This is a genomic window from Acidobacteriota bacterium (assembly GCA_019347945.1).
Taxonomy (GTDB): domain Bacteria; phylum Acidobacteriota; class Thermoanaerobaculia; order Gp7-AA8; family JAHWKK01; genus JAHWKK01.
In genome coordinates this window covers 1-13964 of the sequence record JAHWKK010000004.1, presented here as the reverse complement: position 1 = coordinate 13964, position 13964 = coordinate 1, and the positions used below count along the sequence as shown (strand labels likewise).

The window sequence follows — 13964 nt, the reverse complement described above, 5'->3', positions numbered from 1 at the left end:
GGAGGCCGAAATCGGCCTCCCGGAGCTTTTTGAGGTGGTGCCGCGTCGACTTGCGCGGGCGAGGCTCGGCCGTTCTGCGCGATCCACCAGATCCGATCTCGCCGTAACGAGCGCTGCGACATCCAACGGCGGCCCGACCCGGACATTCGAGGGGTATAATCGTTGTTTTCGCCGTTGAGGCCCGGCTCCAGATCGGAGGGCGTGATGAGTGTCGCAGCCGAATCGAAAGTGTCGCCGAAGTACCCGGACGTCGAGAACTACGTCGGCGGGGAGTTCGAGCGCGTCGACCGTGATCATCTCGAGGTGACGAATCCGACCTCCGGAAGGGTGATCTCTCGCGTGCCGCGGTCGAGCGCCGCGGACCTGGCTCGAGCGGTCGACGCGGCGGAGGCAGCCTTCCCGGGGTGGTCCACAACGCCGATCAAGGAGCGCGCCGCGATCTTCTATCGCTACAAAGCTCTGCTCGAGGCGAATCTCGAAGAGCTGGCTGCGCTCATCCACGAGGAGAACGGGAAAGTGCCGGACGAGGCGCGGGCGGAGGTTCTGAAGTCGGCCGAGCTTTGCGAGTTCGCCTGTTCGCTTCCGCAACTGGTGCCGGGCGAGGTTCTCGAGGTGAGCCGGGGCGTGGAGTGCCGTACCGAACGGTTTCCGCTCGGCGTCGTCGCGTCGATCACTCCGTTCAACTTCCCGAACATGGTTCCGAACTGGTCGATCCCGAACGCGCTCGTTCTCGGCAACACGATGGTGCTGAAGCCGTCGGAGCTCGTTCCGCTGAGCGCGCGCCGGATCGCTGAGCTTCTCGCGGAGGCGGGTTTGCCGAAAGGCGTGTTGAACGTCGTCCACGGGGATCGAGAGATCGTCGAGGCAATCTGCGACCATCCCGGGATCCGCGCGATCAGTTTCGTCGGCTCGACGCGCGTCGCGAAGATCGTCTACCAGCGGGGCACTTCGAATCTGAAGCGCGTGCTGGCGCTGGGTGGAGCGAAGAATCATCTTCTTGTCATGCCGGACGCGGATGTGGAGATGACCGCGTCGAACGTCATCGCCTCGATGTCCGGGTGTGCCGGGCAGCGTTGCATGGCAGCCTCGGTGATGGTCGCGGTGGGCGAAACGGATGCGGTGATCGAACGGATGAAGGCGGTCGTCACCGGCGTGGTGCCGGGTGAGACGATGGGCCCGGTGATCTCGCGCGAAGCGAAGGAGCGGATCGAGCGTTACATCACCGAAGCGGAGGCGGCGGGAGCGAAAGTACTGGTCGACGGTCGCGGCTACAGCCCCGTGGGCCGCGAGGACGGTTTCTGGGTCGGTCCTACGATTCTCGATCACGTGACCCCGGAAATGGCGATCGCACAGGAGGAGGTCTTCGGGCCGGTTCTGGCGATCATCCGGAGCTCCGACCTCGACGAGGCGCTGTCGATCGAGAACCGCTCGACCTATGGCAACGCGGCGGCCGTCTACACCGAGAGCGGCGGGACCGCGCGGACAGTGATGGAGCGTGCGAGCGCCGGCATGATCGGCATCAACGTCGGCGTACCGGTTCCGCGCGAGCCGTTTCCGTTCGGCGGGTGGAACGAATCGAAATTCGGCGTCGGCGACATCACCGGGAAAGGATCGATCGAGCTCTGGACGCAGACGAAGAAGTTCACGACCAAGTGGAACCGGGAAGCGGGCGTGAACTGGATGTCGTAACCCGGATCGCGCTCAGCGTACAGCGATCGGGTGTAATGATGAGGGGGCAATCATGGCAGCAGATCTTTCAGTAACTTTCACCGGGCTTCGATTCAGAAATCCGTTCCTTCTGTCATCGGCGCCTCCAACCGAGTCGGAGAACAACATCATGCGCGCCTTCGAAGCGGGCTGGGGGGGAGTGGTCACCAAGACCATCGGAATGCATCCCGTGGTCAATGTCGCCGGTCCGAAGACGAAGTTTCTCCGCGCCGATGCAGCCAGTCCGGGGCTGTCGATGAAGAAGCGGCCCGGATCCGTACTTCACTCCTCCTGGAATTGGGAATTGATCTCGGACAAGCCGCTCGAATGGTGGATCGGCCGGCTGAGCAACATCAAGAAGAGCTATCCGGATCACATGCTCATCGCCTCGATCATGGCAGGGTCGGAGAATGATCGTGAGCTCGAGCACTGGCAGACCCTGACCAGAGCAGTACAGGACGAAGGAGTCGACGGAATCGAGCTGAACTTCTCCTGTCCGCACATGGACCGCGACGACATGGGCTCCAACGTGGGACGGAACGCACGACTGTGCGAGCTGGTGAACAAGGTCGTGAAGGAGGTCGCGACGGTTCCGGTGTGGTGCAAACTGACACCCACGACGACCGACATCACGATCGAAGCGGAGGCAGCCTTCAAGGGCGGTGCGGATGCCATCGCATCGACCAACACGTTCACTTCGCTCCCTCTGGTCGACCCGGAGACGCTGGAATTCGAAATGAATGTGGATGGCCTGGTCTCGACGGGTGGTCTCGGGGGACCGGCGATCCTCCCGCTGTCGCTGGCGAAGATGGCGCAGATGACGAAGCGATTTCCGGAGGCGGAGTTTTCCGGCATCGGCGGAGTCTCGAATTTCGACCACGCACTGAACTACTTTCTGCTCGGATGCGGAACGGTCCAGGTCTGCACCGCGGCGATGCTCGATCACGCGATCGGGCCGAACGTGATCCGCACGTTGACCGGCGGGATGGAGGCGTTCATCGAGCGCAACAGCGATCGCGGCTGGAGCAGGCTGGATGACTTCCGCGGTCTGCTCCGCGACCGGATCGTGACGCATTCGAAGATTCGCAGACCCGATGGCCGCGACTATCACGGCGGCTACGACGAGGAAGGGTATGCACCGAGCGAGGAGACCGCCGAAGCGGTGATCAAGGGGTGATGGATGGCTGAGCCGGGAACCGCCGCGGCTGGACGCGAGACGGCCTCGCCGTCACGCTCGTCAGAGACGCTTCGCAAGCATCGGGAGCATATCTGGCGCTGTGCGACGACCTATTACGAAGAGCCGCTCGTTCTCGATCGAGGCGAGGGAATGCACGTCTGGGACGAGGACGGCAATCGTTATCTCGATTGTTTCGGGGGCGTGCTGACGGTCTCGGTGGGACACGCGAATCCCGTCGTGACCGAAGCGATCATCGATCAGGCCCGGAAGATCGCACACACCTCCACCCTCTACGTGAACCGGCCGCAGGCGGATCTCGCAGAGAAGATCGCGGAGATTACGCCGGGCCGCCTCGAAAAGAGCTTCTTCACCAACAGCGGAACCGAGGCGGACGAGACCGCGATCGTGCTCGCCCGGCTCTACACCGGCCGCCAGGAGATCATCGCACTCCGCCACTCCTACAGCGGCCGATCGATGCTCGCGATGAGCGCGGCGGGTCATGCGAGCTGGCGGCACGGCGGCACGCACGTGGCGGGAATCAAGCATCTCGCGGCGCCGTACTGCTACCGTTGCCCGTTTGGCCTGAGCTACCCCTCATGCGACATCCGCTGTGCCAAAGACGCGGAAGAGCTGATCCAGACCACGACCGACGGCCAGATCGCCGCCTTCATTGCCGAGCCGATTCTCGGTGTCGGCGGCTTCATCACCCCGCCGAAGGAGTACTTTTCCGAGGTCACCTCGATCATCAGACGATACGGCGGCATCTTCATCGCCGACGAGGTCCAGACCGGATGGGGGCGCACGGGTGACAAGTGGTTCGGCATCGAGCACTGGGACGTCGAGCCCGACGTGATCACCTCCGCGAAGGGGATGGCGAACGGAGCACCCATCGGGCTGACGGTGGCAACCGGGGAGATTGCCGACGCCTACCCGTCGCTGACGTTCTCGACTTTCGGCGGAAATCCGGTGAGCTCGGCGGCGGCCCTGGCGACGATCCGTGTCATTGAGGAGAACGAGCTTCCGCGAAACGCCGCGGTCGTCGGTGGGTACCTCCGCCAGCGACTCGAGGAATTGAAGGAGAAGTACCCCGTGATCGGTGACGTCCGCGGGATGGGATTGATGCAGGCGATCGAATGTGTGAAGGATCGAACGACGAAGGAGCCCGCTCCGGAAGCGGTGCTGAAGGTATTCGAAGAGACGCGGCGGGGCGGTGTGCTGATCGGAAAAGGCGGGCTCTACGGAAACGTCATCCGGCTCGGACCGCCGTTGATTGCGACGCGGGCTGACATCGATGAGCTCGTCGACGCGCTGGATGGCGCATTCTCGTCGTTGGTGTGAGGCGGGCGCAGCTCGACGCGTGGCCGTGGGCTCTATGAAGGGTCACGCTCCGATCGGTTCATCCATGAGTGAGGAGGAGATGAGCGTATGAAGACGCTGATTCGAAACGGGCGGGTGATCACTGCCGTCGACGACTACCTCGCCGACGTGCTGATCGATGGTGAGACGGTCGAGATGATCGGCAGATCGATCGATGTGGAAGCGGACAAGCTGATCGACGCGAGTGGCTGCTACGTCATCCCCGGCGGCATCGATCCGCACACGCACATGGATCTCCCGTTCGGCGGGACCTCGTCGTCGGATGACTTCCGCACAGGGACGATCGCCGCGGCGCACGGTGGAACGACGACGATCATCGACTTCGCGGTTCAGTACCACGGACAGGGCCTGAGCGAGGCGATCGACGTATGGTTCGAAAAGGCCGAGGGGAAAGCATCGATCGACTACGGATTCCATCTGATCTGCACCGATCTACCGGACAAGCGGCTCGGTGAGATGAAATCGATGATCGATCAGGGGGTGACGAGCTTCAAGCTCTTCATGGCCTACCCCGGTGTCTTCCTGGTCGACGACGCGACGATCTTCAAGGCGATGACCACGGCGGGAGACGCGGGCGGATTGATCTGCATGCACGCGGAGAACGGCGTGATCATCGACGTCATGGTGCAACGCGCGCTGGCGGAAGGGAGGACGGCACCGAAGTACCACGCGCTGACCCGGCCGACCAAGGCGGAGGCGGAAGGGACTGGCCGGGCGATCGCGATCGCCGAAATGGCGGGATCGCCAGTCTACATCGTCCATCTCAGCTGCCATGACGCCTTGCAGAAGGTCGTAGAGGCGCGCGACGCCGGAATCCCAGCGTACGCCGAGACGTGCCCGCAGTATCTGTTCCTCGATGATTCGCTGTACGAGAAAGAAGGATTCGAGGGAGCGAAATGGGTCATGACTCCGCCTCTCCGCGGCAGGGAGAATCAGAAGGAGTTATGGCGGGGCTTGCAGTACAACGATCTGCAGGTGATCTCGACCGACCATTGTCCTTTCTGCATGAAGGAGCAGAAGGACCTCGGCCGGGGTGACTTCTCGAAGATCCCGAACGGGGGACCGGGTGTCGAGCACCGGCTCAGCCTCGTCTACAACGGTGGTGTCCTGGGGGGACGGATCAGTCTCAACAGATTCGTCGAGATCGTCTCCACCGCGCCGGCGAAGATTTTCGGGCTGTTTCCGAAGAAGGGAACGATCGCCGTTGGGTCGGACGCGGACATCGTGATCTTCGACCCCGATGAGGAGATGACCATCAGCGCCGAGACGCATCACATGAACGTCGACTACTCGGCCTACGAGGGAATGAAGGTGCGGGGCGTGAGCAGGACCGTGCTCTCGCGCGGTCGTGTGGTCGTCGAGAATGGGAAATTCGTCGGCAGGGAGGGAGACGGCACGTTTCTGAAACGAGGGTTGTTCAACTCGCCGCGCTGACTGCCGCTGAAGAAAACGAAGAGGGAGAGAACGAACGATGTCGATCGCCGGAACCGTTGACGACCTTCCCGTCGGAGAACAACTGCAGTTTCTCGACGAGAGCGAGGACCTCACCGGCAGTCCGCTCTGGAACCCCGATCTCGCGCCGACCCCGCCGTCGCGGCGAACCTGGTCGACCTACAACATCGCGGCGCTCTGGATCGGCATGAGCGTCGTGATCACGACCTACACGCTCGCATCGGGGCTCATCGGAGCGGGGATGGCCTGGTGGCAGGCGATGGTGACGATCCTGCTCGGAAACACGATCGTGCTGATCCCGATGGTGCTCAATGCGCACGCCGGAACCAAGTACGGCATCTCGTTTCCGGTGCTCTGCCGCGCAAGTTTCGGCGTCAGGGGAGCGAACATTCCGGCGATTCTGCGCGCGATCGTCGCCTGCGGGTGGTTCGGGATCCAGACCTGGATCGGCGGACTCGCGCTCGACGCGCTGATGGGAGCGGCGTGGAGCGGATGGGCGACGCTTCCCGGATCGAAAGCGATCGCGTTTTTTGTTTTCTGGGCCATTCAGGTTGCGATCATCGTCCGCGGAATCGAGGCGATCAGGCATCTCGAGAGCTTTGCCGCTCCACTGCTTCTCGTCGGAGGCATCGCTCTGCTGGTCTGGGCGATCGTGAATGGCGGCGGTCTGGGACACGTGCTGAGCGAGTCGCAGCGGCTGCAGAGGGGTGGGGCACCGTTCTGGACGCTTTTCCCGGCGGCACTGACCGCGAGCGTGGGCTACTGGGCCACCCTCAGCCTGAACATTCCCGACTTCACGCGCTATGCGAAGAGCCAGCGCTCGCAGATGCTGGGACAGGCGCTCGGGCTGCCAACGACGATGACCGCGTTCGCGTTCATCGGTGTGGCGGTCACGAGTGCGACGCTCGTGATCTTTGGCGAAGCCATCTGGGATCCCGTGGTTCTGATCTCGAGGATCGGCGGGCCGGGACTGATCATCACCGCGGCCTTCGTCATTCTGCTCGCACAGATCTCGACGAACATGGCCGCGAACGTCGTGTCGCCGTCGAACGATTTCTCGAATCTCAATCCGAAGAAGATCAGCTACGTCATGGGCGGGCTGATCACCGCAGTGATCGGCGTTCTGATGATGCCGTGGAAACTCTATGCCGACGCGGCGGCGTACATCTTCACCTGGCTGATCGGCTATTCCGGGATGATGGGAGCGATCGGTGGAATCCTCATCGCCGACTACTGGCTTTTGCGCCGGCGGAACCTCGGGTTGCGCGACCTGTTCGATCCGCGGGGCCGGTACTCCTACGGGAACGGGATCAACGGGCGCGCCGTGATCGCGCTGGTGATTGCGATCGCACCGGTCGTTCCCGGTTTCCTGCGGGCGGCAACGACTGCGGGAGGGCAGGTTGCCGACCCGAATCTCTTCGATGCACTCTACACCTACGCATGGTTCGTGACTTTTTCGATCAGCTTCATACTCTATGCTGTGCTGATGAAAGGCCGGACCGGCGAGACTCCCTCGACCCCTACTCTCTCTGAGGAGGCATGAATGAGCAGAATCGTGAAATGTGGACTGATTCAGGCGAAGGTCGCCGGAAGCGTCGATGACCCGATCGAGACGATCCGGGAAGCGAATATCGAAAAGCACCTCGAGCTCATCGACGAGGCCGGGAAACAAGGCGTCCAGATCCTCTGTATGCAGGAGATCTTCACCGGACCATATTTCTGCGCCGAGCAGAACCCGCGGTGGTACGAGGCGGTCGAGAAAATCCCGGACGGTCCCACCGTGAAGCTGATGCAGGAGTACGCGAAGAAGCATCAGATGGTCATCGTCGTCCCGATCTACGAGGAAGAAGGGACCGGCATTTATTACAACACGGCGGCAGTGATCGATGCGGATGGAACGTATCTGGGGAAGTACCGGAAAAACCACATCCCGCATTGCGCGCCCGGCTTCTGGGAGAAGTTCTACTTCCGTCCCGGGAACCTCGGGTACCCGGTCTTCGATACGCGGTACGCGAAAGTCGGCGTGTACATCTGTTACGACCGACACTTTCCGGAGGGGGCGCGGGAGCTCGGGCTCAATGGAGCGGAGATCGTGTTCAACCCCTCGGCTACGGTGGCCGGACTCTCCGAGTATCTCTGGAAGCTCGAGCAGCCGGCGCACGCGGTTGCGAATGCGTATTTCATCGGTGCGATCAACCGGGTCGGGATCGAGGCTCCCTGGAACATCGGCGAGTTCTATGGCCAGAGCTACTTCTGCGATCCGCGCGGCCAGTTCCTCGCGGAGGGATCACGCGACAAGGACGAGCTCGTGGTTGCTGACCTGGACTTCGACAAGATTCGCGAGGTGCGGAACGTGTGGCAGTTCTACCGTGACCGCAGGCCGGAGACTTACAAGTCACTCGGTGAGTTATAAGCGAAGGCGCCAGGCGAGAGACGTGGCTGCGCGACCTCACGAATGTACGGTAAAACCATGACTTCCACATGCCGTTGCCGCGTTCCAGCTCTTCTGCGGCGCGGATCATTTCAGAGACTCCCTGACCCGAGACGTCCAGATACTCGGCGATCATCTGCATCGTCAAGCCGCACTCCCGATAGGCGAGCATTGCGAAGACCTTCCGTCCCGTCCGATGGCTCTTGGTTCGAAGCCCTCCGAAAGAGGTCGAGGCAGCGGTCGGATTCGGAGAGACTCTGCAGATGCGCATGAAGTTCTTCATCGAGAAGCCTGCCGCGTTCAGATCTTCGCTTTGAAGGAAGCCGCTTCAGCAGGTGAAGAGGGCCTCCGGAAGTCGCCGGTCCGTAGCCTCCACCGCACCGGCCTTCCCTCGAGCTTCTTGACTCCGCGAGGACGAGGCTGCGCGGTATATGCTCATTTCCAGTCTCCGGCGTAGGTCACCGCACCACACCGAACCGGATTCAGAACGATGGTGCGCGAACCAGTTCGTCGAGTTGCGTTTCTGGCTGTGACCCCAACTTTCTTCTCCAGTGTGACCGCAGTCTTCGCCGATCGATGGAGCGGATCCGTGGGGCGTTAAGTTAGAACTCTGGCGACCCTGACTTCCTCAATATCCACCGGGATTGCGGACGAACCGCCAGATCATCTTGCATCCGACCGTCCAGCTCTGCGCCTGGCGCTCGACGTGATCCGAGATCGTCTGCAGCGCTTCGCGATCGTACAGGTTGCCCTGGAACACCACCGCCGCAATGCGTTGGGTATTGCGGATGTCCTCGAGCGGGTTGGCGTCCAGCAGGAGGAGATCGGCCACCTTTCCCGGGGCGACCGCCCCGTAGTTCATTTCGGCACCGAAGTATTCGGCCGGGGCAACGGTGGCCGCGTAGAGTGCGTCCCGCGGAGTGAGCCCGGCGGCGACGAGCTGCTCGAGCTCGCGATGAAGATCCGCGCCGGCAACGATGTAGTCGGTCCCTGCCAGAATGCGGACCCCCGCGCGGTGAGCCGCGCCGGTCAGCTCGAGCCCCTTTCGGTGAAATTCACGGTACGTTTCTCTCGCCTCGGGTGACGGATCCCGGGCCAGAACTTCGTCGACGTCCTCCAGCCATTGACGCTTCATCAGGGGATGGAGATAACGGAGGAGCGGGTCCCGACGGACGGAAGGATGATCGGCCCAGGCGTCCGACCATCGCGTCAGATGAGTCGGGACATACCAGGTTCCATGCTCGCGCATCGCCTCGAATATCGCTGCCGCCATCACGGGGTCGTGCTCGTCGAGCATTCGGCGGCGATCCTCGCGCCACCCGGAGGTTCCGGCGCGGGAGCGGAGCTCTTCGCTTCCGGGAAAGGACTCGTGCAGGAGAAAACGCGCGTGCTCGAGGCTCTTCTGATGCGCCGCGGCCTCAACCGCGCTGACCGCGTGCGGCCGATGCCCGACCACTTCGAGATCGAGCTTCTTCGCCTCGGCGACCAGAGCGAGGTAGGCGTCGCGTGGGAGCCGGTCGTAGACCTTGATGGCGTCGACGCTCCCCGCATGGTGGCGAACGAATTGCCGCGCCTGCTTCGGGGTCGCGGTATCGAAGTACAGCGGGACATCTCCGAGCCGGTCGACCATTCCGGGGCCATTGGCCATCCAGCTGGCCGTGGAGACGATGCGAGGCCCGACGCGCTCACCGGCAATCGCTTCACTGCTCCAGCGGCGCTTGTCGGAGGCGCAGGCTATGAACGGATCATCCGGCTGGGGACACCCTTGCATGTCGCGCACGCTGGTCACGCCGTAGGCGATGTACAGTGGAAGGTCAAGCATCGGGCTCACCGCATAGACGTGGGTATGCATGTCCCATAGCGCGGGCAGGAGATAGAGGCCGGCTCCGTCGATGACCGTTACATCAGAAGGAACAACGACGTCATCGCGGCCGCCCGTCTCGACGATGCGGCCGCGGTCGATCACAACGGTCTGCGAAGGCCTGGTCGTGCCGGACGGGACATCGATCACCGTGACATCGACAATCGCCAGCGGGGTGCTCGTGCGGATCGGCTCCAGAGTCCGGAGCGGCCAGACAACTCCCACGAAAAAGAGCACGACCACCGATCCCAGGAGCGCGACCAGAGCGAAAGCGATGAGCAGCAAACGGCGTTTGAGCATCAGAATCCTGACCCGGTCAGACCGAAAGAGCAGCGGAGTATACAGCGCTGGAGTGAAGATAAAATAAAGTTGGGGTCACACCTCGCCGCCACGGCACGTCGGAAATCGCCCATGGGGTGACGTGGATCCCACCAGGGATCGATGCGGAGTTGTCTGCCGGCCATGAGGGGTGAGGGCGGCGGGATCCCGAAGGGGACACGCGAACGGCCGGCCGAAGAACCTTCTGTCTGCGGGACCCAGGCGGTGGAAACCGGAGATCATCTTACCCGGCGGACTGCCACTCGCCACTCGTTAAGTTGCGTTTCTGGCTGTGACCCCAACTTCCCCCACCCTCCCAGTCGGCACAGCTGCGCACAGAGAAGCAGTCCCAGCGCGGTCCGCCCGCGAAGCGGTCGGAGGATCTGTAGCCTCCGTCTTCAGGCGGGGGTCCGCTGTCGCACCCGCAACACACGAGCTCAACGGCATCGGTGATGCACGTCCTCCACATGGGAGGACACGATGAATCAAGCAGACAGAAACGACGCCGCTACGAGTGCCATCTTCGCGACCGAGGCACGAGACTTACCGGAACGTTCCGGCATGACCGCACTGCTCGTCATCGACCCGGTCAATGACTTTCTTTCACCCGGGGGAGCCGCCTGGGAGCTGACGAAGGGAACGGTAGAGATGAATGAAGTGGTCCCGAATCTGAAGCGACTGATCGCAGGGGCCAGGGAGCGAGGGATTCCCGTCCTGTTCGGCCCGATGGCCTACACTGAGGAGGACTACCTCGACTCGAAGTGGCAGCGCCGCAGTGGCATCAACCGCATCATGTTCGAGCGGAAGATGTTTCTCGCCGGGTCATGGGGAGCCGACTTCCATCCGGAGCTGCGGCCGCAGAACGACGACGTCATTCTGCAACCCCACAAGGGAAGCGACGTCTTCGAGACCGACCTGCCACAACATCTCGACCGCCTCGGAATCGAGCACCTGATCATCGCCGGGATGACGGCGAATCTCTGCTGCGAATCCACCGGACGTCATTCGGTCGAGCACGGCTACGACGTCACGTTCGTCACCGATGCGATCGGCGCGGAGAACATGCCGGCGTACGAGGCTTCGGTCCGCATCAATTACCCGCTGATCTCGAATGCGGTAATGAAAGTGGACGAGATTCTGGCCGCCATCAATGGGCAGAATCGGGAGCGGGCCATCGCTGAGGGCGACACCGTCTACGGATCGGATCATGGGGAGATCGGCAAGGTCGGTAAGGTCGTGCGCGGGCAAGGTGAGCTCGCCGATCACATCGTCGTGCCGCGAGGCATCATTCGCGATCGAGACCTCTACATTCCGATCGATGCGATCGTACGGCGGACCGAGGACTGGATCTTCATCAACGTACCGAAGCTGGTAGTCGGAAAGATGGGATGGGACGAAGAGCCCCGTTCCGCGGAAGAAAAGAAGAAGCTGGGTCCCCGCAGAGCGTCGGTCGATCGCCTGTACAAATCGACCGACCCCTCCACGCAACGTGAGGACCGGCCTTAGCTGAAGCGCCATCGGGGTTCACGTCCAGGAAGTCGGGGTCCGAGCATGCGCCGTCGTCGTATTAGTGACGGACCACTCAATGCCTCCTGAAGCAGAAGTTCTTCAACCGGTTGAATTCGGAACTGGCACTCGGCTGGCATTCTTACCAGCTACGTGTCCGAGGCGAAGCTACCTCCAAACGAAAACGAACGTCTGGCAGAGTTGCGCCGTCTCGGGATCCTCGACACGACGCCAGAGAAAGCGTTTGACGATCTGACGTTTCTGGCTTCTCAGATTTGCCAGACTCCGGTGGCGTTGGTATCTCTCGTCGATGAGGAGCGACAATGGTTCAAATCCAGAGTTGGATTAGAGTTGACCGAGACGCCGCGTGACCAGGCATTCTGCGCTTACGCGATCCATGACTCCTCGATGATGGTCGTCAGCGACACTCACGAGGATCCGCGTTTCAGAGATAACCCGCTGGTCATGGGAGACCCATACGTCCGGTTCTACGCGGGCGTACCACTGAGCGTTCGCAGCGGCTTGAATATCGGTACCCTCTGCGTTCTCGATTCACGGCCCCGGGATCTCTCCTCTTCGCAGCGACTGGCGCTGGAAGCACTTGGGCGGCAGGTCCGCCGCGTCCTGGAGTACCGACAGTTCAGTTATGTCGCGGAGACGTTCCTGGCCTACTCACCACTGTTCGTCGCGCTGAAGGAATCCTCCGGCAGGTACGAGTTCGTGAACGCCGCCTGGCGGAATGCTCTGGAGGCGCATGGAGATCCGATTGGAAAAACTTCAGCCGAGTGGGTTTCCGACGATCCATCTGCGGCGGAGGCCGATCGAATCGATCTGGAGACGTTGAGGAATGGGCGGGCGGAGCTCTCTACCGTGTCAGACGCATTCGGCCTGCAGAATCGCAAGTGGATCGTCAACCGATTTCCTGTCGCGATGCTGTCGGGTCAGCCGGGGATTGGAATCGTGGGAGTCGATGTAACAGAGACGATCAGGGCGGAAGAACGGCTTGGCGAAGCCGAGCGCCGCCTCGAGCACGCCGCGCGGGTCCAATCGATCGGGATGGTTGCGTCGACGGTAGCTCATGAGTTCAATAATGCCTTGATGGGTATCGCGCCAAACGCGGAACTGCTTCATCGTATGGCAGAGGAAGGATCGAAGCAGAAAAAAGCGGCGACTGCGATCCTTGCGTCGGTCAAGCAGACAAAGGGACTGATCCAGCAGATTCTGCGCTATGGAAGACCCGCTGAACCCTTGCTACACGAGATCGATCTGCGTCAATGGCTCATTGAGTCTGTCCCCCTGCTGCAGTCGCTGGCCGGACCAACGATCGATATCCAGCTCGAAGTCCCGGAACGAGAGATGATGGTCAGGGTCGATCATGATCAGCTCCATCAGATACTCGCAAATCTGGTCTCGAACTCTCGCGATGCAATGGGCGGATCGGGCCAGGTCGTTCTGAGGCTGAACGACGAACAGACCGCGGCTCGACTTAGTGTGAGCGACTCCGGCGCCGGAATTCCGCCGGAACACGTTCAGAAGATTTTCGAACCACTGTTCACCACGAAAAGGCTCGGTACCGGCCTCGGTCTCGCAGTGGCCCGTCAGATGATCGAGTCCCACGGAGGTAGTCTCGAAGTGGCAAGCGAGTTGGGAAAAGGCGCCACGTTTCATCTGCGACTGCCGCTGATTTCGGACATTGCAGCCGGTTGACAGCCTGCGCAAGGCGCACAGAGGGCGCACAGAGAGCACAGAGCGGCACAGAGGGTCACACCTTCGTTATTCGGTTCAGTCGCGCAAATCTGACCGTCGATGTCTTCCACGAGGAGCCGATCCAGATGCAGGAGCGTCGCTTGTTGCTCGTGAGAGCGATCGACAAGTGGCGTTGAGACAGCTGGGCGACTAAATACTGCGTCGCGAATGCCCTGACTAGGCACACCTCGACCGTGGCGAGGCGATTCAGAACAGCTGTCGGATGAGAACCTCGGGTGGCGGAAGGGGTGGCGCGTGCGCGCGGAGGGTCGTGATGCATGAATCGATCAGATGCGCGAGGCCCGGTATCCGATTTCTGTCCGTTTCCACCCGCTTTACGAGCGTCGAGACATGACCGTAGCTTCGCAGCCCGAGAATCGCGGCGATCT

Annotated in this window: 10 protein-coding genes; 8 read left to right on the top strand and 2 right to left on the bottom strand. The window is 61.9% G+C overall.

Going from position 1 to position 13964, the window contains the following annotated elements:
* Positions 1-204: 204 nt before the first annotated feature.
* From KY459_03675 to KY459_03650, 6 genes are all read left to right on the top strand, one after another.
* Positions 205-1689, top strand: coding sequence for a CoA-acylating methylmalonate-semialdehyde dehydrogenase (locus tag KY459_03675; protein MBW3563805.1), 1485 nt, complete (start codon positions 205-207; stop codon positions 1687-1689).
* Between the two features lie 52 nt (positions 1690-1741).
* The gene (locus KY459_03670) at positions 1742-2884 is read left to right on the top strand and encodes an NAD-dependent dihydropyrimidine dehydrogenase subunit PreA (protein ID MBW3563804.1); all 1143 of its coding nucleotides are present in this window, start codon (positions 1742-1744) and stop codon (positions 2882-2884) included.
* A 3-nt stretch (positions 2885-2887) separates the two neighbouring features.
* Complete coding sequence (locus KY459_03665; GenBank protein MBW3563803.1) at positions 2888-4222, top strand: aspartate aminotransferase family protein; 1335 nt, start codon at positions 2888-2890, stop codon at positions 4220-4222.
* Between the two features lie 87 nt (positions 4223-4309).
* Complete coding sequence (gene hydA / locus KY459_03660; protein ID MBW3563802.1) at positions 4310-5695, top strand: dihydropyrimidinase; 1386 nt, start codon at positions 4310-4312, stop codon at positions 5693-5695.
* Between the two features lie 37 nt (positions 5696-5732).
* Positions 5733-7256, top strand: a complete 1524-nt coding sequence (locus tag KY459_03655; protein MBW3563801.1) for an NCS1 family nucleobase:cation symporter-1 — start codon at positions 5733-5735, stop codon at positions 7254-7256.
* Complete coding sequence (locus KY459_03650; GenBank protein ID MBW3563800.1) at positions 7257-8126, top strand: acyltransferase; 870 nt, start codon at positions 7257-7259, stop codon at positions 8124-8126. It abuts the gene before it with no gap.
* Between the two features lie 646 nt (positions 8127-8772).
* Here KY459_03650 and KY459_03645 read toward each other — a convergent pair.
* Positions 8773-10305 (bottom strand): amidohydrolase family protein, encoded by a 1533-nt coding sequence (locus KY459_03645; GenBank protein ID MBW3563799.1) that lies wholly within the window; start codon positions 10303-10305, stop codon positions 8773-8775.
* A 498-nt stretch (positions 10306-10803) separates the two neighbouring features.
* Here KY459_03645 and KY459_03640 point away from each other — a divergent pair, with 498 nt between their 5' ends.
* The gene (locus KY459_03640) at positions 10804-11829 is read left to right on the top strand and encodes a cysteine hydrolase (GenBank protein MBW3563798.1); all 1026 of its coding nucleotides are present in this window, start codon (positions 10804-10806) and stop codon (positions 11827-11829) included.
* Between the two features lie 153 nt (positions 11830-11982).
* Entirely contained in the window at positions 11983-13536 is a 1554-nt protein-coding gene (locus KY459_03635) for a GAF domain-containing protein (GenBank protein MBW3563797.1), read from the top strand.
* 246 nt (positions 13537-13782) lie between these two features.
* On the opposite strand, the gene KY459_03630 is transcribed toward KY459_03635, so the two are convergent.
* Positions 13783-13964: hypothetical protein (locus tag KY459_03630; protein ID MBW3563796.1), on the bottom strand; the 182-nt coding region annotated here is incomplete at its 5' end.

Excerpts from the sequence above, each read along its gene's own strand:
- KY459_03675 (MBW3563805.1), top strand. The coding sequence starts at position 205 with ATGAGTGTCGCAGCCGAATCGAAAGTGTCGCCGAAGTACCCGGACGTC.
- hydA (MBW3563802.1), top strand. The coding sequence starts at position 4,310 with ATGAAGACGCTGATTCGAAACGGGCGGGTGATCACTGCCGTCGACGAC.
- KY459_03650 (MBW3563800.1), top strand. The coding sequence starts at position 7,257 with ATGAGCAGAATCGTGAAATGTGGACTGATTCAGGCGAAGGTCGCCGGA.
- KY459_03645 (MBW3563799.1), bottom strand. The coding sequence starts at position 10,305 with ATGCTCAAACGCCGTTTGCTGCTCATCGCTTTCGCTCTGGTCGCGCTC.
- KY459_03655 (MBW3563801.1), top strand. The coding sequence starts at position 5,733 with ATGTCGATCGCCGGAACCGTTGACGACCTTCCCGTCGGAGAACAACTG.
- KY459_03665 (MBW3563803.1), top strand. The coding sequence starts at position 2,888 with ATGGCTGAGCCGGGAACCGCCGCGGCTGGACGCGAGACGGCCTCGCCG.
- KY459_03670 (MBW3563804.1), top strand. The coding sequence starts at position 1,742 with ATGGCAGCAGATCTTTCAGTAACTTTCACCGGGCTTCGATTCAGAAAT.
- KY459_03640 (MBW3563798.1), top strand. The coding sequence starts at position 10,804 with ATGAATCAAGCAGACAGAAACGACGCCGCTACGAGTGCCATCTTCGCG.